Source organism: Sphingobium sp. VMM, assembly GCF_056790315.1.
Map to the genome: position 1 here is coordinate 506,540 of NZ_JBXGSI010000001.1, position 17,398 is coordinate 523,937.

At 66.9% G+C, this 17,398-nt stretch carries 12 protein-coding genes; 8 read left to right on the forward strand and 4 right to left on the reverse strand.

The window, feature by feature from the left end:
• The first annotated feature begins 33 nt into the window (after nt 1-33).
• The 8 genes from ahcY to trxA all read left to right on the forward strand — a co-directional run bounded on the left by ahcY (nt 34) and on the right by trxA (nt 12,861).
• Nucleotides 34-1,452 (forward strand): adenosylhomocysteinase, encoded by a 1,419-nt coding sequence (gene ahcY, locus ACUCV3_RS02535; RefSeq protein WP_482240366.1) that lies wholly within the window; start codon nt 34-36, stop codon nt 1,450-1,452.
• Between the two features lie 180 nt (nt 1,453-1,632).
• Entirely contained in the window at nt 1,633-3,981 is a 2,349-nt protein-coding gene (locus tag ACUCV3_RS02540; protein ID WP_004207175.1) for a sensor histidine kinase, read from the forward strand.
• Between the two features lie 7 nt (nt 3,982-3,988).
• Nucleotides 3,989-4,432, forward strand: coding sequence for a tRNA (adenosine(37)-N6)-threonylcarbamoyltransferase complex ATPase subunit type 1 TsaE (tsaE, locus tag ACUCV3_RS02545; protein WP_004207174.1), 444 nt, complete (start codon nt 3,989-3,991; stop codon nt 4,430-4,432).
• Nucleotides 4,429-5,415: an aminoglycoside phosphotransferase family protein gene (locus ACUCV3_RS02550; protein ID WP_279731270.1), complete on the forward strand. Its 987-nt coding sequence runs from the start codon at nt 4,429-4,431 to the stop codon at nt 5,413-5,415. Before tsaE ends, ACUCV3_RS02550 begins: the two co-directional genes overlap by 4 nt.
• A complete protein-coding gene (locus tag ACUCV3_RS02555) occupies nt 5,412-6,119 on the forward strand; it encodes a nucleotidyltransferase family protein (RefSeq protein WP_279731269.1) in 708 nt (235 codons plus the stop codon). Before ACUCV3_RS02550 ends, ACUCV3_RS02555 begins: the two co-directional genes overlap by 4 nt.
• On the forward strand, nt 6,112-9,090 hold the full coding sequence (gene addB, locus ACUCV3_RS02560) for a double-strand break repair protein AddB (RefSeq protein ID WP_279731268.1): 2,979 nt from the start codon (nt 6,112-6,114) through the stop codon (nt 9,088-9,090). The genes ACUCV3_RS02555 and addB overlap by 8 nt, the downstream gene beginning before the upstream one ends.
• Nucleotides 9,071-12,481: a double-strand break repair helicase AddA gene (gene addA, locus ACUCV3_RS02565; RefSeq protein ID WP_482240367.1), complete on the forward strand. Its 3,411-nt coding sequence runs from the start codon at nt 9,071-9,073 to the stop codon at nt 12,479-12,481. Before addB ends, addA begins: the two co-directional genes overlap by 20 nt.
• A 32-nt stretch (nt 12,482-12,513) precedes the next feature.
• Nucleotides 12,514-12,861, forward strand: a complete 348-nt coding sequence (gene trxA / locus ACUCV3_RS02570) for a thioredoxin TrxA (RefSeq protein WP_257011054.1) — start codon at nt 12,514-12,516, stop codon at nt 12,859-12,861.
• Nucleotides 12,862-12,912: 51 nt separating this feature from the next.
• Here the strand turns inward: trxA and ACUCV3_RS02575 are convergent, their stop codons facing one another.
• The 4 genes from ACUCV3_RS02575 to ACUCV3_RS02590 are packed head-to-tail and all read right to left on the reverse strand — an operon-like array spanning nt 12,913 to nt 17,147.
• A complete protein-coding gene (locus ACUCV3_RS02575; RefSeq protein WP_279731266.1) occupies nt 12,913-13,524 on the reverse strand; it encodes a glutathione S-transferase family protein in 612 nt (203 codons plus the stop codon).
• Between the two features lie 17 nt (nt 13,525-13,541).
• Nucleotides 13,542-14,339, reverse strand: coding sequence for an inositol monophosphatase family protein (locus tag ACUCV3_RS02580; RefSeq protein WP_279731265.1), 798 nt, complete (start codon nt 14,337-14,339; stop codon nt 13,542-13,544).
• Nucleotides 14,340-14,351: 12 nt separating this feature from the next.
• Nucleotides 14,352-15,578, reverse strand: coding sequence for a bifunctional glutamate N-acetyltransferase/amino-acid acetyltransferase ArgJ (argJ, locus tag ACUCV3_RS02585; protein ID WP_279731264.1), 1,227 nt, complete (start codon nt 15,576-15,578; stop codon nt 14,352-14,354).
• Nucleotides 15,579-15,629: 51 nt separating this feature from the next.
• Nucleotides 15,630-17,147, reverse strand: coding sequence for a glycosyltransferase family 39 protein (locus ACUCV3_RS02590; protein ID WP_279776352.1), 1,518 nt, complete (start codon nt 17,145-17,147; stop codon nt 15,630-15,632).
• Nucleotides 17,148-17,398: the final 251 nt, after the last annotated feature.

Below are 17,398 nucleotides of genomic sequence, written 5' to 3' on the forward strand. Positions count from 1 at the left end.
GGCCGGTCAATTTCTAATGATGGAGACAGGCTCGTGGCCACCGTACCCGCTGACAAGGCGCAGGATTATGTGATCGCCGATATCGGCCTTGCCGCCTTTGGTCGCAAGGAAATCGAGATCGCCGAAACCGAAATGCCCGGCCTGATGGCTCTGCGCGCCGAATTCGGTGCGTCGCAGCCGCTCAAGGGCGCGCGCATCACCGGCTCGCTGCACATGACGATCCAGACCGCCGTGCTGATCGAGACGCTGACCGCGCTGGGCGCGCAGGTCCGCTGGGCGACCTGCAACATCTATTCGACGCAGGACCATGCCGCCGCCGCCATCGCCGCGTCGGGCGTGCCGGTCTTCGCCGTCAAGGGTGAAAGCCTCCAGGAATATTGGGACTATGTCGAGCGCATCTTCGACTGGCACAATGACGACAGCGGCGTCTGTAACCTGATCCTCGACGATGGCGGCGACGCCACCATGTTCGCCCTGTGGGGCGCCCGCGTCGAAGCTGGCGAAGAACTGTTCACGCCGTCGAACGAGGAAGAGGAAATCTTCTGCGCCGTGCTGAAGCGCGTTCTGGCCGAGCGTCCGGGCTTCCTGACCAAGACCGTCCAGTCGATCAAGGGCGTGTCGGAAGAAACCACCACCGGCGTGCATCGCCTGTATGAACTGTCGAAGAAGGGCAAGCTGCCCTTCCCGGCGATCAACGTGAACGACAGCGTCACCAAGTCGAAGTTCGACAATCTCTATGGCTGCAAGGAATCGCTGGTCGACGCCATCCGTCGCGGCACCGACGTCATGCTGGCCGGCAAGGTCGCCTGCGTTGCCGGTTTCGGCGACGTCGGCAAGGGTTCGGCTGCCTCGCTGCGCAATGGCGGTGCCCGCGTTCTCGTGACCGAAATCGATCCGATCTGCGCCCTGCAGGCCGCGATGGAAGGCTATGAAGTTGTGACGATGGAAGAAGCCGCGCCGCGCGCCGACATCTTCGTCACCGCCACCGGCAACGAAGGCGTTCTGACCGTCGATCATATGCGCGCCATGAAGAATATGGCGATCGTGTCGAACATCGGTCACTTCGACAGCGAGATCGAAATCGCCGGCCTCGCCAACATGAAGTGGACCGAGATCAAGCCGCAGGTCGACGAAGTCGAGTTCCCCGATGGCAAGAAGATCATCGTCCTGTCGAAGGGCCGCCTGGTCAACCTGGGCAACGCCACCGGCCACCCCAGCTTCGTGATGTCGGCCAGCTTCACCAACCAGACGCTGGCCCAGATCGAGCTGTGGACCAAGAGCGAGGCCTACGGTAACGACGTCTACGTCCTGCCCAAGCATCTGGACGAGAAGGTCGCCGCACTGCACCTGGAAAAGCTGGGCGTGAAGCTGACCCAGCTCAGCCAGCGTCAGGCCGACTATATCGGCGTGCCGGTGGAAGGCCCGTTCAAGCCGGACCACTACCGCTACTAAGAATTGAAAAAGGTGGAGGGCCATCCTCCCCCTTTTACCTTATCCGATGCCCGGACCATGCTGTGCCGGGCATTCATCATATCTGGGCGCTTTCCGCCGGCGCCAAGTTGCGTTAGGCCCGTGGCCATTGGTCTGTATGAACGATAAACAACTGGTCGCGAACGGGATGGGAATGGCGCAATGGGGTCTATGAGCCCGCTTGCCACTTTGTTGCTGGGCACGGTGATGGCCGGCTGGCTGGGGGCTGCGATATGGGCGCTGATCACGGGTCAGCGTATGCGCCGCGCAGGGATGCAGGCGCAGGGCAAGCTTGATCGGCTGACGACGCTGCTGGCGTCGGCGCCGGCTGCGCCCGTCATCATTCATCCCGACGGCCGGATGGAGGCCGCCGACCGGCTGGGCAAATGGCTGGGCCGGGACCGCGTGCCGACCTTCGTGTCCGAACTGACGGCGCCCGATGGCGGGCTTGAGCCGGCCGATGCCGCAGCACTGGGGCGCGAGATCGGCGCCGCACAGAAAGCGGGCAAGAGTTTTTCGCTGCCGATCCGGGGCAGCGGTTCGTCGCGCACGCTGCTGGTTCGCGGTGCGCCAGCCGGGCCGGCGCTGGCCGCCAATGGCGGCGTCGTGCTGTGGATCTTCGACGCGACCGACAGCCAGGCGGAAATCCAGGCGCTGAGCGCGACCGTCGGGCAATTGCGCGAGGCGCTGGAGGCGCTCGCCGGACTGGTCGAGGCCGCGCCCTTCCCGATGTGGCACCGCACGCCCGACCTGCGCCTGAGCCTGGTCAACAGCGCCTATGTCCGTGCTGTCGATGGCGCCGGCGCCCATGACGTGATCATGAACGGCACCGAACTGGTCGAGAATGTGAACGGCTTCAGCCCGCAGGACGCCGCGGCACAGGCGCTCGACGAAGGCAATTCGCTTGCCCGTATCGTTCCGGCAACGATCGATGGCGAACGGCGGACGATGCGCGTCGTCGACGTGCCGCTGGGCGCGGCCGGGGTCGCAGGTTTCGCGATGGACCAGCATGAGCTGGAACAGGCGCGGGTCGAGCATCGTCGGCTGGAAGCGGCGCAGCGCGATCTGCTCGATCGTCTGTCGGCCGGTGTTGCGCGCTTTGGTCCCGACCGGGCGCTGCGCTTCTGGAACCAGCCCTTCATCAGCCTGTTCGGCCTGAAGCAGGAAGCGCTCACGGATGCGCCGCTGTTCGAGCGCGTGCTGGATCAGATGCGCGATGCCCGCCGCCTGCCGGAAAATCGCGACTTTCCGGCCTGGCGCGCGGAGCGGCGCGACTGGTTCCTGTCGCCTGATCCGCTGGAGGAGAACTGGCTGCTGGTCGATGGCACGCATCTGCGCGTCTATGCCCAGCCGCTGCCCGATGGCGGCCTGTTGCTGATTTTCGAGGATCGGACCGAACAGGTGCAATTGTCGAGCGCGCGCGACACGCTGCTGCGGGTGCGGACAGCGACCTTCGACAATCTGTTCGAGGCGATCGGCGTCTTCTCGTCGGATGGGCGCCTGCATCTGTGGAACAGCCGTTTCCGCACCATCTGGGACATCAGTGAAGAGGCGCTGGGCAAGCATCCCCGCATCGACGAGTTGATGCGCGCCGTGCAAAGCCGGCTTGCCAAGCCGCAGCAGAGCAATCTGGTGCGCGAACTGGTCCGCGCGGCGACGGTCGAGCGCAAGCAGCGTGTTGGCCATGTCGGCTTTGCCGACGGGCGTATCTTCGAATTTGCCGCCATTCCGCTGCCGGACGGCAATGCGCTGTTCACCATGCTGGATGTCACCGACAGCCGGCGGGTCGAGCAAATGCTGCGCGACCGCAACGAGGCGCTGGAGCAGGCCGACAAGGTCAAGACTGCCTTCGTCACGAACATGAGCTATGAGTTGCGCACGCCGCTGACGACCATCGCCGGCTTTGCCGAGATGATGAGCGCCGGCTATGCCGGTGAACTCAGCGACAGCGCGGTCGAATATGTGAACGGCATCCTGCAGAGCACTGGCCGTCTGTCGATGCTGATCGACAATGTGCTCGACCTGACCCAGGGCGAGGCCGGGACGTTGCCGATCGAGCGCAGCGAGGTCGATCTGGCGGCTCTGGTGCGTGCCAGCGTGGCGCGCATCGATGCCGAGGCGAAGGCCAAGGGGATCGATCTTGCCGTCACCTTGCAGGATACGCTGGGGGTGATCCAGGGCGATGCACGCCGGATCGGCCAGGCGGTCGATCATCTTCTGGAAAATGCGGTGCGCTATTGCGGCTCGGGCGCACGGGTGCTGTTGCACGGCGATGGCGGCCCCGATCTCGCGCGCCTGGTCGTGTCGGACAATGGCCCCGGCATCGATGCCACCCGGCAAGCCACGATCTTCGATGCGATCAGTCGCGCCGAACAGAATCGCAAGGGCGCGCGCGCGACGATCGGCCTGCCGCTTGTCAAGCAGTTGGCACAGGCCCATGGCGGCACGTTCGAACTGGTATCGGAGCCCGGCCAGGGAACGATGGTCGTGATCGAACTGCCCCGTGGCTGAGCTGGATATGATCCTGGAGGGCGAGGGCGCCCAGCTCGATCTGGGGCGGCGACTGGCGAGCCATGTCCGCATCGGTGACGTCATCGCGCTGGAAGGCGGACTGGGCGCCGGCAAGACGACGTTGGCGCGTGGCCTGCTGGAGGGGCTTGGCCTGGAAGGGGAGGCGCCCAGCCCCAGCTTCGCGATCGTCCAGCCCTATGACATTCCCGATGTTCGCCTGCCGGTCGCCCATGTCGATCTCTACCGGCTTGATGATGCGGAGGAGGCGGCCGAGCTCGCGCTGGACGAATATCTGCAGGACAGCCTGCTGATCATCGAATGGCCCGACAGGCTGGGCGATGGGCTGTGGTCGCACGCCCTGTTTCTGACCATCATGATCGAGCCGGATGGCGCACGGCGCTTGACAGCGCGCGTGCCCGACGCTTGGACGGATCGATGGTCACAGATATGATCCCCCCCGCAACCGCCCCCGCTTTCCTCACACAGGCGGGTTGGGATGGCGCCGCCATCGTTCCGCTTGCCGGCGATGCGTCCTTCCGTCGCTATTTCCGCGTGGTCGACGGCGGTCGCCGTGCCGTGCTGATGGACGCGCCGCCGCCGCATGAAGATCCGCGCCCGTTCATTGCGATTGCGCAGCATCTGCTGGGTCAGGGCTTTGCCGCGCCCGCGATCCTGGCGCAGGATCTGACGCAGGGCCTCGTCCTGATCGAGGACTTTGGCGACGAGCGCCTGAAGGAGCATGTCGAGGAGGATCCGGCGGGCGAACTGGCGGTCTATCGCCGCGCGATCGATCTGCTGGCCGACCTGCACAAGCTGCCCGCAGCGGATGTCCCGCCCTACGACCGCGCGGTCTACCAACGCGAGGTCGGGCTGCTGACCGAATGGTATTGCCCGGCGCTGGGGCTGGACGTCGATGCCGACGCCTATCATGCAGCCTGGGACGCGGTACTGCCGATCGCCGAACAGTCGGCAAGCCCTGTCGTCACCGTGCTGCGCGACTATCATGCCGAAAATATCATGCTGATTGACCGGCCCGAAGTGCGCGGCCTGGGTCTGCTCGATTTCCAGGACGCGCTGGCTGGCCACCCGGCCTATGACCTCGTCTCGCTGCTGCAGGATGCCCGGCGCGACGTGTCGCCGGAACTGGAGGCCGCGATGCTGGCCCATTATCATGCGGTCGCCAATCCGCCGGCCGATTTCGACGCCGCCTATGCGGTGTTGGGCGCCCAGCGGAACGCGAAGATCATCGGCATCTTCACCCGCCTTTGGAAGCGCGACCACAAGCCGCGCTATCTGTCCTACCTGCCGCGCATGTGGGCGCTGCTGGAACGCGATCTCGCCCATCCGGCGCTGGCGCCGGTCAAGGCCTGGTTCGACGCCAATATCCCCGCCGACAAGCGCCATCATGCGCTTGAGGAGTTTGCCCAGGCATGATCGATACCGCCATGCTCATGGCAGCAGGCCTCGGCAAGCGGATGCGCCCGCTGACCGCGACCCGTCCCAAGCCGCTGGTCAAGGTCGCCGGCAAGGCGCTGATGGACCATGCGCTCGATCGGCTCGCAGCCGGCGGCATCAAGACGGTGGTGGTCAATGTCCATTATCTTGCTGACACGGTCGAGGCGCATCTGAGGACGCGCAGGGACATGGACTTCCGTATTTCCGACGAGCGGGCCAAGCTCTTGGAAACCGGCGGCGGGTTGATCCACGCCAGGCCGCTGCTCGGCGACAAGCCGTTCGTCTGCGCCAATAGCGACAATCTGTGGATCGATGGCCCGGCCGAGACGCTGGGCATGATGCAGCAGCTATGGGATCCCGAACGGATGGACGCGCTGCTGCTGCTGGTGCCGCTGGCGCGGGCCAATTGCCATAGCGGACCGGGCGATTTCCATATGGACGCCAATGGCCGCCTGACGCGGCGCAAGACCGCTCATGTCGCGCCGTTCGTCTTCACCGGCGTGCAGATTCTCTCGCCCCGCCTGCTGGTCGATCCGCCGGCGGATGTCTTTTCGACCAACATCTTCTGGAACCGCGCGATCGAGGCCGGACGCCTCTATGGCGCGGTCCATCAGGGGCTGTGGTTCGACGTGGGTACGCCGCAGGCCATTCCCATCGTGGAGTCGATGATCGCCCATGGGTGACCGGGCCAAGCCGGCGCTGTACACCATCCCGGCGCACCGCGCCTTCGCCGACGCGCTGGTCGCCGGCATATTGGCGCAGCAGGGGAACGATCCCGTCCGCCTGGCGCAGGGCATGATCTTGCTGCCCAGCAATCGCGCGGTCCGCGCCGTCAGCGACGCCTTTGTCCGCCGGGCCGAAGGCGGCCTGCTGCTGCCCCGTCTGGTCGCGTTGGGCGATCCGGAACTGGGCGAGGAAGTCGGCGGCGCGCTCGATCCGCTCTGGGAAGGCGACGCCGTTCCCGCCGCCATCCCGCCGATGCGGCGGCAGATGATCCTGGCGCGCATGGTACAGGATGCAGGCGGCGCAGCCGATGCCGGTCAGGCGCTGCAACTGGGACAGGCGCTCGGCGCCGTGCTCGACCAGATGCAGGTGGAGCGGGCGCCGCTCGATGCGCTGTCGAAGCTCGACCTGATCGAGGGGCTGTCGAGCCATTGGGAAAAATCGCTCGACCTCTTCTCCATCCTGATTGCCCGCTGGCCGGCCGAGCTGCTGCGGCTGGGCTTCATCGACCTCGCGGATCGGCGCAATCGGCTGTTCGATCGGGTTGCCGCGCGCTGGGCTGAGGCTCCACCACCCGGCTTCATAGTCGCGGCCGGCATCAGCGCAACCGCACCGGCGATCGCGGGGTTGCTGCGGCGGATCGCCGAACTGCCCAATGGACAGGTGGTGTTCGCCGGCCTCGACCAGAATTTGGATGAAGATGCCTGGACGGCGATCGGTCCATTCCCGCCCGATCCCGTTACTGGCCGCAGCGCCGCGGGCCATGAGACCCATCCGCAATATGCGCTCAAGCGCCTGCTCGACCGCATGAGCGCCAGCCGCGAGGATGTCGCCCAGTGGCGCTGGGGCAGCGAGCATGATGCCCGCGCCGTGCGCGGCCGCAATATTTCCAACGCGATGCTGCCGCCGCGCCTGACCAGTCGCTGGCGCGACCTCAAGACCGCCGATCGCTCGCTGGCCGGGGTCGAGGCGCTAGAGGTCGCGACGCCGGGCGAGGAAGCGCAGGCCATCGCCATCGCATTGCGCGAGGCGCTGGAAACACCCGAACGCACCGCCGCGCTGGTGACGCCCGATCGGCAACTGGCGGTGCGGGTTTCCGCGCATCTGCGCCGCTGGGGCATAGAGGCCGACGATTCCGCCGGTCAGCCCTTGTCCCGCCTGCCGCCCGGCACCTTGCTGATCGCCATGGCGGAGGCGGCGGCCGAGCGTTTCGCGCCGGTCGCGCTGCTGACCCTGCTCAAGCATCCGCTGGTGATGCGCGGCGAGATGCGCCTGCCCTGGCTGGAGGGTGTGCGCCAGCTCGATCTGCTGCTGCGCGGACCGCGGCCGCAGGCGGGGCTGCGCGGCATCGACCTGTTGCTGGAGGCGCGCGAGGGGGAGGACCGGCAGAAGGATCTGCGCGCGCAGGCCCGCGCCTGGTGGCCATGGGCGCGCGATCTGCTCGAACCGCTGGAGGCTGCCTTCGCGCTCGCGCCCGATCTGGCCGGGCAATTGGCGGCGGTGCGCGAACAGGCCGGGGCGCTGACCAATGACGCGCTCTGGGCCGGGCATCAGGGTCATGCCGCCGCCGACCTGTTCGCCGAGATGGAGGCGGCCGCCACCGAAGGGCCGCGCCAGGCCGATATCCGATCGCTGCCGGCTTTGCTCGACCATATGCTGGGCGGCGTGTCGGTGCGCCCGCCACAGGGCGGCCATCCGCGCATCGCCATATTGGGTCTGGTCGAGGCGCAGCTGGTGCAGGCGGACCTGATGATCCTGGGCGGCCTCAACGAAGGCAACTGGCCGGGCCTGCCTTCGCCCGATCCCTGGCTGGCGCCGCGCATTCGCCGCGAACTGGGTCTGCCGGGCCTCGAAACCCGGATCGGCCTTGCGGCGCATGATTTCGCGAGCGCGCTCGGCGCCCCGCATGTCCTGATCACTCGTGCCCGGCGCGGCAGCGGTGGGCCGGCGATCGCCTCGCGCTTCTGGCTGCGGCTGAAGGCGATGGCCGGGCCGCAATGGAAAACCGCTGATCGCTATCGCCTGCTGGCCGACGCGCTGGACCTGCCACCCAGCCACCGGCCGTCCGCGCGCCCCGCGCCGGTGCCGCCGCTCGCCGCCCGGCCGACCCGCATTCCGGTCACCGATGTCGACCGGCTGAAGGCCGATCCCTTCGCCTTCTATGCCCGGCGCATCCTGAAGCTCAATCGGCTCGATCCGGTCGATGCCGATGCCGGGCCGGCCTGGCGCGGCACGGTCGTGCATGAGATATTGGAGCATTGGGCGCAGGGCGGCAGCCGTGATCCGGCCGATCTGGAGGCGCGTGCCCGCGCCATGTTCGCCCGGCCCGATGTCCATCCACTGCTGCGCGCGCTGTGGCAGCCGCGCCTGATCGAGGCGATCCGCTGGATCGCGGCCGAAGTGGCGAAGGATCAGGCTGCGGGCCGCCATATCCTGGCGGTGGAGACCGAAGGGAAGGCAGAGATTGCCGGCGTGCTGCTGACCGGCAAGGCCGACCGGATCGACCGCATGCCCGACGGCAGCATTGGTATCGTCGATTACAAGACCGGCAAGCCGCCCAGCGCGCGACAGGTGCGCGGCGGCTACGCGCTACAGCTCGGCCTGATCGGCCTGATCGCGGAATCCGCCGATGGCGCCTTTCCCGGCGTGGCCGGCGCGCGGGTGGCGCGCAGTTTCGAATATTGGTCGCTGGCCAAGAAGGGCGACGCTTTCGGCTATCGCGAAAGTCCGGTCGATGTGGCGGGCAAACGCGACAAGATCGTCACCGCCGATTTCACCGCCTTCGTTTATGACCAGTTCCGCGACGCGGCCGAAACCTGGCTGACCGGCGCTGCGCCCTTCGCCGCGCAGGTCAATCCAGAAGTGGCCAATTATGGTGATTATGACCAGCTGATGCGGCTGGAGGAATGGTATGGGCGCGACGATGGCTAAAGGCTCCAGCCCTTTGCAACCGCTGGCCGGCGCGCAGGCGCTGGCCGCTGCGCCCGACGCCCATGTCTGGCTGTCGGCCTCCGCCGGCACCGGCAAGACCCATGTGCTGACCGCGCGCGTCTTCCGCCTGCTGCTCCAAGGCGTGCGTCCCGAAAATATCCTGTGCCTGACCTTTACCAAGGCCGGCGCGGCGGAAATGGCCGACCGCATCCATGACCGGCTCGCCACCTGGGTGCAGGCCGAGGAACGCGATCTGTTCAACGATCTGGAAGCGCTGGGCGAAGAGAGCGGACCGGAAGCGCGCGACCGCGCCCGGCGCCTGTTCGCCGAAGTGCTGGAATCGACCGGTGGCGGCCTGCGCATCCAGACTATTCATGGCTTCTGCCAGCAATTGCTCGCCTCTTTCCCGCTGGAGGCGGACCTCGCCCCCGGCTTCCGCCCGCTCGACGCGCGCGAACAGGGTGTGCTGGCCCGCCAGACACTGGCCGACATGGTCATCCGCGCCGAGGAACTGGGCGATGGCGACCTGATCGACGCGTTGCAGGCTTTGAGCCTGCGACTGGGAGAGGGGGCGGCCGAGACTTTCCTGCTGCGCTGTGCCGCCCGCCTTTCTGCGCTGGCAGAACTACCCGGCGATATCGGTCCCTGGCTGGCGCGCGAACTGGGCCTGCCCGAAGGCGATATCGACGCCTGGCTGGCGGACCAGTGCAGCGACGCAATGTTCGACATGCGCAGCCTCGCCTGGGTGGCGCAGGCCAATGCGGACTGGGGCACGGGCCGGGCGCTGGAGCGCTGCGACCGGATCGCCGCCTGGCGTGGGCGCGATCCTGCCGCGCGGGCCGCGACCCTGACCGATCTGCATAGCGCCTGGGCCAAGGCGGATGGCGACCTGATCTCCGCCAAGGGCTGGGTGCCGCCGATCGACGGCTATGGCGAGGCGACCGCGCGGCTCCATGCCCGTTGCGCCGAACTGATCGGCGTCAAGCTGCAGGCCGATTATGCCGCCTTGCTGGCCCGTGCGCTCCACGCCGGCCGCGCCTATGCCCGCGCCTATGACGAGGCCAAGCGGCTTGCCGGCGCGGTCGATTTCGATGATCTGATCGCGCGCACGGCGTCCCTGCTCCAGAAGGAGGGGATCGCCGAATGGATACGCTACAAGCTGGATCAGCGGATCGACCATATCCTGGTCGACGAAGCGCAGGACACCAACGTCCATCAATGGGCGATCGTCGGCGCGCTGGCCGCCGAGTTCTTCGCTGGTGACGGTGCCAAGGCCGACAAGGTTCGCACCATCTTCACCGTGGGCGATTTCAAGCAGGCGATCTTCGGTTTCCAGGGCACCAGCCCGCAGGCGTTCGCCGCCGCGCAGATGGTGTTCGCCCGCCATGCCGATATGGCCGGTCATGCCTTCCACGACCTATCGCTCGATCGCAGCTTCCGCTCGACGCCGCCGGTGCTCGACCTGGTCGACCGGACGATCGCGACCTTGCGAGCGCAATCGCTGGGCCTGACCGAGGGCGAAGTGCGGCATATCAGCGCCAATCGCCATCCCGGCGACGTGCTGCTGTGGAAGCCGACGATCGCGGGCCTGGCCGACGAGGTCGAGGGCGAGGAGGATTGGGTCGCCGATCAGGAACGGGAACTGGCCGGCAAGATTGCGCGCCAGATCCGGCAATGGATCGACGACAAGATGATGCTGGAGGCGCGTGGGCGCCCGGTCCGCCCTGGCGACATCATGATCCTGGTCCGCCGCCGCAGCGAACTTGCGCGCCTGATCGTCGCGCGCCTCTATGAGGAAAAGGTCGCGGTTGCCGGCATCGACCGCCTGCGCCTCAATGCGCCGCTGGCGGTCCGCGACCTGCTCGCCGCGCTGCGCTTTGCGACGCAGCCCGACGATGACCTGAACCTTGCCGCCCTGCTGGTATCGCCGCTGATCGGCTGGACCCAGAACGAACTGATGGAGCGGGCCATCGGGCGCAAGGGTGGCCTGTGGCGCCATCTCCTCCAGCGGCTGGACGACGCGCAATTGCTGCCGCTGCGCCAATTGCTGGGGCAGGCGGACTTCACCACCCCCTATCGCTATCTGGAGGCGATCCTGTCCGGCCCGATGGACGGCCGTCGCCGGCTGATCGAGCGGCTGGGGGCGGAAGCGGCCGACCCGATCGAGGAATTGCTGAACGCCGCGCTCGGCTTCGAGGCGGACGACCATCCCTCGCTCCAGCGCTTCATCGACTGGTTCGATCGCGGCGAAGTCGAAATCGTCCGCGACGCGGCGGCGCAGGGCGATGCGCTGCGGTTGCTGACCGTGCATGGCGCCAAGGGGCTGCAGGCGCCGATCGTCATTCTCGCCGATGCCTGTCTTGATCCCGACGCCGGCAACCGCATGGATTCGCTCGAATGGAATGGCCTGCCGATCCTGGCCCCGCGCAAGGGCGAGCGACTAGGACCGATCGGCGACGTCGCGGCCGATGCCGCGGCAATCGAGCGGGAGGAGCATTGGCGCCTTCTCTATGTCGCCCTGACCCGCGCCGAGGAGAAACTGATCGTCGCCGGATCGCTCGGGCCAAGGGCGAAGGGTGAGGTCAAGCCGCAAAGCTGGTATGGCGCGGTCGATGCGGCGATGGTCGACATGGGTTGCGACTGGGAGGCCGATCCGCTCTGGGGTGCCCGCCGTCGCTGGCGCGGGACGGAAGCCCTGACGCCCAAGGCCACGCAGCCGGAAAGCGCCGAAGACAAGCCTGTGGTGGTCGAGCCGGACTGGCTGCGCGCGCAGGCGCCGGCGGAACAGCGTCCACCCCGGCCACTGGCGCCCTCCGCGCCGGTCGAGGATGATGTCCCCAACCCGCCGCCGACCGCCGCGATGCGGCAGGCGGCCGAGCGCGGTCGCTGGCTCCATGCCCTGTTCCAGCGCCTGCCCGACCTGCCCGCCGAGCGGCGGCGCGAGGGGGCGGAGCGCTGGCTGGAACAGCAGGGGGCAGGGGATGCCACTCTGCGCCGGGATGTGATCGATCATGCACTGCGGGTGATCGAGGATCCGCATTTCGCCGCCCTGTTCGCGCCGGGTGCGCTGGCCGAAGCGCCGATCGCCGCGGTCGTGGGCGAAGCGGTGATTGCCGGCACCGTCGACCGGCTGCGGGTCGAGGCCGACCGGGTCCAGCTGGTCGATTTCAAGACCGGGCGGATGACGCCGCGCGATGCGGAGGAAGTGCCAGTCCCCCATGTCCGGCAGATGGCGGCCTATGTCGCGGCGCTGGAAGTGATCTTCCCCGGCCGCGCGGTGGAAGCGGCCCTGCTCTATACCAGCGCGGCGCGGCTCATAGAGCTGCCCGCGGCGCAACTGGCGCCCTACAAGCCGGGCTTTTCGCCCACGCAGCAATATTTGCTGCTGTGACCCGTTGAGCCACGGGCGCAGCCATCCTAGATATCGACCAACTTAAGGAGTTTGCAGTTATGGCCACCAAGGCAGTTACCGATGTCAGCTTCAAGCAGGACGTAATCGACGCCGACAAGCCCGTGCTTGTCGACTTCTGGGCCGAATGGTGCGGCCCGTGCAAGATGATCGGCCCGGCTCTGGAAGAGATTAGCGAGGAACTGGCCGACAAGGTCACGATCGCCAAGATCAACATCGACGAAAATCCCGATGCGCCGGGCCAGTATGGCGTGCGCGGCATCCCGACGATGATCCTGTTCAAGAATGGCGAAGTCGCCGCGACCAAGGTCGGCGCCGCGCCCAAGAGCGCGCTCAAGGGCTGGATCGAAAGCGTCCTCTAAGTCGCTGGTAAATCTAAAATGGGACGGCAGCCCGGCTGCCGTCCCATTTTATTAGCTGAGCGGGATCATCACCAGTTCGGCATAAGCCGGCCTCTCGCGCAGCCGGTCATACCAGGCGCGCAGATGCGGCAGGTTGGGCCGCGCCATGTCGAGCGTGAAATAGGTATGGGCGTAGACGCCCATCGGCACATCTGCGACACCGAAATTGACACCCGAAAGCCATTGCTGATCCGCCAGCGCCCGGTCGAGGATCGCCATCGCCGCGCCGGACGCCTGCGCCGACTTCTCGATGACCTGTAAATTTCGCTGTCCATCTTGGCGTCGGACCAGCTGGATGAAGGCGTCGCGCTGGGCATCGGCAAAGCTGAATTGCCAGTCCATCCATTTGTCGCCCTGTGCCCGCAAAGCCGGGTCGGCAGGATAGATCTCCTCCGGCGCATAGCGATGGGCGAGATAGCGCAGGATCGCGTTGGACTCCCACAGTATGACATCGCCATCCTCGATCGTCGGGATCAGGCGATTGGGGTTCATCGCCAGATAGGCGTCGGACATGCCATGTTCCATGCCGACATCATAGCGGACGAAGGGCAGGCCGATTTCCTGCGCGAACCAGGCGACCTTCTTCACATTATGCGAATTGAGGCGGCCCCAGATCGTCAGCATGTTTGGACTTCCTTCGGTCAGGCGTAATAGGTCTTGGCCGCCAGATCCCACAGGCGCGGCGAGGACGCACCCATCAGGCCCCGGCGCTGTTCACCGACCCGATAGGCACTGCCATCGAGCCGCTGACAGCAGCCCCCTGCCTCATTGACGAACAAGGTGCCGGCCGCATGGTCCCAGGGCAGGACGCGCGCAAAGATCGATACGTCATTCTGCCCCAGCACCAGCCTTGGATATTGCTCGGCGGCGCAGCGGGGAATGTCCACCATGGTGAAAATGGCCTGTGACTTGCGCTCCATCTCGGCCCGTTCCTCCGCCTCCATGAAGATGGTGGAGATGGCCGCGATCGGCAGGTCGCCGTCGCTTTCCTTCGCCATGATCCGTTCGCCATCGACATGGCTGCCGCCGCCCAGGGTCGCATGGCACAACCGCCCGGTCAGCGGATCGAGGATCCAGCCGGCCAAAGTGGCGCCATTGTCGGCCAGCGCGATCATGATGCCGAAGGGCGGCTTGCCCGACGCGAAATTGCCCGTGCCGTCGATCGGATCGATAATCCAGTTGAGGCCGTCGCCGGCGCGGTCGAGGATCGACGGGTCGGCTGCGCAGGCCTCTTCGCCGATGACCCCGGCTTCGGGCAGGATCGACGTCAGCCCTTCGGCCAGCCGGATTTCGCTTTCCTTGTCGGCGATGGTGACGAAGTCGTTCGCCGCCTTCTCGCTAATCTCTTCCGCTGCCAGATTCTGGTAGCGGGGCATGACGATGTCGCGCCCCACCTGCCGCATCAGCGCGACGACGGGATCATGCAGTTCCACCATCATGCGCCGGTCCCCTTAGCTGCGATAGTCCGCGTTGATCGAGATATAGCCATGGGTCAGGTCGCAGGTCCACACCGTGGCGCGGCCCTCGCCCAGGCCGATATCGACGCCGATGACGATATCCTGCCCCTTGAGATGGGCGGCCACCGGCGCCTCGTCATAGCCGTCGAGCGCCAGGCCGCCGGCCGCCACCTGGGTCGCGCCGAAGCGGATGGCGAGCTTGTCGCGCTCGGCCGGTTCGCCGGCCTTGCCGACGGCCATGACGACGCGACCCCAATTGGCGTCCTCGCCCGCGATCGCGGTCTTCACCAGCGGCGAATTGGCGATGGACAGGGCAATGCGATGGGCGCTGGCGTCGCTCTCCGCGCCCTCGACCGTGATTTCGATGAATTTGCTGGCGCCTTCGCCGTCGCGGACGACCAGATGGGCGAGCTGACGGCACAGGTCGGACAGCGCCGCAGCAAAGGCATCCGCACCGGCATCGTCCATCGATGCGAGCGGCGCATTGCCGGCCTTGCCGGTGGCGAAGGCCAGCACCGTGTCGCTGGTCGAGGTGTCGCTGTCGACCGTGATGCAGGAGAAGGTCCGCTTGTTGGCGGTCGACAGCATCTGCTGCAGCAGCGCCGGATCGATCGCGGCGTCGGTAAAGATATAGCCCAGCATCGTCGCCATGTCGGGCGCGATCATGCCCGACCCCTTGATGATGCCGACCAGATCGACGCGGGTGTCGCCGATCATCGCCGAGACATGGGCGCCCTTGGCGTAGGTGTCGGTCGTGCCGATCGTGTTGGCCGCATCCTCCCAGCCGCAGGGCGCGGCGGTGAAGGCCGCTTCCAGGCCCGCCTCGGCCTTGTCGATCGGCAGCGGCACGCCGATCACGCCGGTCGAAGAGACGAAGACATTGGAGGGCTGGCACGAAAGGTGATTGGCCACCTTTGCCGCGATCGCCTCGACAGCGGCGCGGCCGCGATGGCCGGTGAAGGCGTTGGCGTTGCCGGCATTGACGACGACGGCGCGGGCCTGGCCCATCGGGATGGCGTCGCGGCACCATTCGACCTCTGGCGAGGGGCATTTGCTCTGCGTCGTCACGCCGGCGACCGCCGTGCCCGCGTCCAGCTCGACATAGGTGAGGTCGTACCGGTCCCAATTCTTGTATCGCGCCTTTGCGACACGCAGCGTCACGCCGGCAATGGCGGGCAGGGCGGGGAAGGCGGCGGGGGCGAGCGGGGAACGGTCGGTCATGGGGCGCGGCATGAGCGAAATCCCCCCTTGCGTCAATGGCCCGATCGGGCGCTAGTCCCGCAGATAGAGGCGCCCGACGCCATCGGGCATCGGGACCATGCGATAGCCATGGCGGCGGGCGTAATTGTCCAGACCGTCGTCAGGGCGCAGCGGCAATTTGCGCGTGCCATTTTCATAGCCGGTAAGGATCGCTACCGGCATGGCGCGATCCAGGTCCGGCAGGGTGGCAGGCGTCAGCGCATGGAGCCGGCGGGCCTGCTCGGGGCGGAGCGTCCAGCCGGTGCGATAGACGAACGGGCCGGTCGCCAGGCGCGGATCGAGCGTCAGGCCGCTGTCGATCGCGAGATGCGGCGAGAGGGTCAGGATATCGGCGCCGCCCGCGGCGCGCACCGTCGTGCCCAGCCAATGGGCATTGGCCTGCGCGGCCAGCAGCGGAGAGGCGGCACGGGCGGCCGTCACAAGATCCCGGATCGAGGGGATGAGGCCGGGGATCGTTGCCAGGCAGAGCAGGGCCAGCATCGCCTTGCGCCGCAGCGGCCGCCAGTGACGGGCATCGTCGAGCAGATAGCCCAGTGCGAGCGCGAGCGGCGGCAGCAACGGCATCAGATATTGCAATTGGGTCGGGGTCGGCAGCGCGGCGCCGATCAGCGCGCCGACACTCATCCAGATCGCCAGCCGACGCCCCGATGAGCGCGTGCGGTCACGGGTCGCGATCCAGTTGGCGATGAGCAACAGCAAAGCGGCAAGGGCTGGGCCCTTCCAGAGATATTTGAGAAGGTCGCGCAGCTTTTCCGTCGTCGCCAGTTCCTGCGCTGCGCCGTTGGCGGCATACCAGGCGTGGGGCGCGGTCATGCCATAGGTCAGGACGCCGTACAGAAAGCCGTCCGGCCCCGATGCCCAGGCGATGGCCATGGGCGCCATGCCCAGCAGCGCGCCGAGTGCCAGGAACAGGGCGGCGCGAATAGCGTGCCGGCCGCCGCTGGCGATGACGAACAGGCCGACGGTCGCGCCGAGCGGGGCGAAATTGAGCTTTGTCGCGATGGCAAGGCCGTAGAGGATCCCGGCTCCAAGCCAGTGGCGGTCCGAGCTATGACGCAGGCCAAGCAAGGTCAGCAGCATTGCGGTGGAGGCCAGCAGGGTCGCCAGCATATCGTTGCGGACAACGGAGCCGCTGAACTGGAACGCGGCTGTTGCTGCCACGAGCACCATGGCAAGGGTTGCGCTGGAGCGGGATATGCCAGCAGCACGCTGGCCCGCCCAGATGAGCGCAAGCGTCGCGAGCGCCATGACGGCGGTGGCAAGGCGCATCGCCAGTACCATATGGCCCGATGCGATCAGGCTCAGCGGTGCCAGCCCCCAGGCGTGCAGCGGCGGCTGAAGATAAAGAAAATCGCGAAACATGACCGCATGCCCGCTGAAATAGGCACCGGCGACATATTGGCTTTCGTCATGATCGAAGGGCGCCGCAATCGCGGCGATCAGGAACCAGCCGATCAATGCGCTGACCAGCAGCGCCGCCAGAGGCAGGCGCAATCGGCGCGACGGCGCCATGGAAATGGAACGATACACCCTGTTTGCGACCCTTGTTGTCGTGGCGCTCTTGCGGCGGCGTGCGCCCAAACGCAAAATATTTTCGGCGGCGCGTCGCGCCTGCACGACGGCAGGACGGCGCGGCTACGGCAAAACCGCATCGGGCAAAGCCGTTACAGCCGTGCGACAGTCCGTCGCATTGATTGACTATCGGCTGTGCCGTGCCTAAATCGCGGCGCACATCTGCCCATGTGTCCGTTGGACCCATGGCCCCCTCATTGTCAGGAATT

What these genes read in the sequence shown, in the direction of transcription:
- ACUCV3_RS02540 (WP_004207175.1), top strand. Translation starts at nt 1,633, where the DNA reads ATGGGGTCTATGAGCCCGCTTGCCACTTTGTTGCTGGGCACGGTGATG.
- tsaE (WP_004207174.1), top strand. Translation starts at nt 3,989, where the DNA reads ATGATCCTGGAGGGCGAGGGCGCCCAGCTCGATCTGGGGCGGCGACTG.
- ACUCV3_RS02550 (WP_279731270.1), top strand. Translation starts at nt 4,429, where the DNA reads ATGATCCCCCCCGCAACCGCCCCCGCTTTCCTCACACAGGCGGGTTGG.
- ACUCV3_RS02555 (WP_279731269.1), top strand. Translation starts at nt 5,412, where the DNA reads ATGATCGATACCGCCATGCTCATGGCAGCAGGCCTCGGCAAGCGGATG.
- addB (WP_279731268.1), top strand. Translation starts at nt 6,112, where the DNA reads ATGGGTGACCGGGCCAAGCCGGCGCTGTACACCATCCCGGCGCACCGC.
- addA (WP_482240367.1), top strand. Translation starts at nt 9,071, where the DNA reads ATGGGCGCGACGATGGCTAAAGGCTCCAGCCCTTTGCAACCGCTGGCC.
- ACUCV3_RS02575 (WP_279731266.1), bottom strand. Translation starts at nt 13,524, where the DNA reads ATGCTGACGATCTGGGGCCGCCTCAATTCGCATAATGTGAAGAAGGTC.
- ACUCV3_RS02580 (WP_279731265.1), bottom strand. Translation starts at nt 14,339, where the DNA reads ATGATGGTGGAACTGCATGATCCCGTCGTCGCGCTGATGCGGCAGGTG.
- argJ (WP_279731264.1), bottom strand. Translation starts at nt 15,578, where the DNA reads ATGACCGACCGTTCCCCGCTCGCCCCCGCCGCCTTCCCCGCCCTGCCC.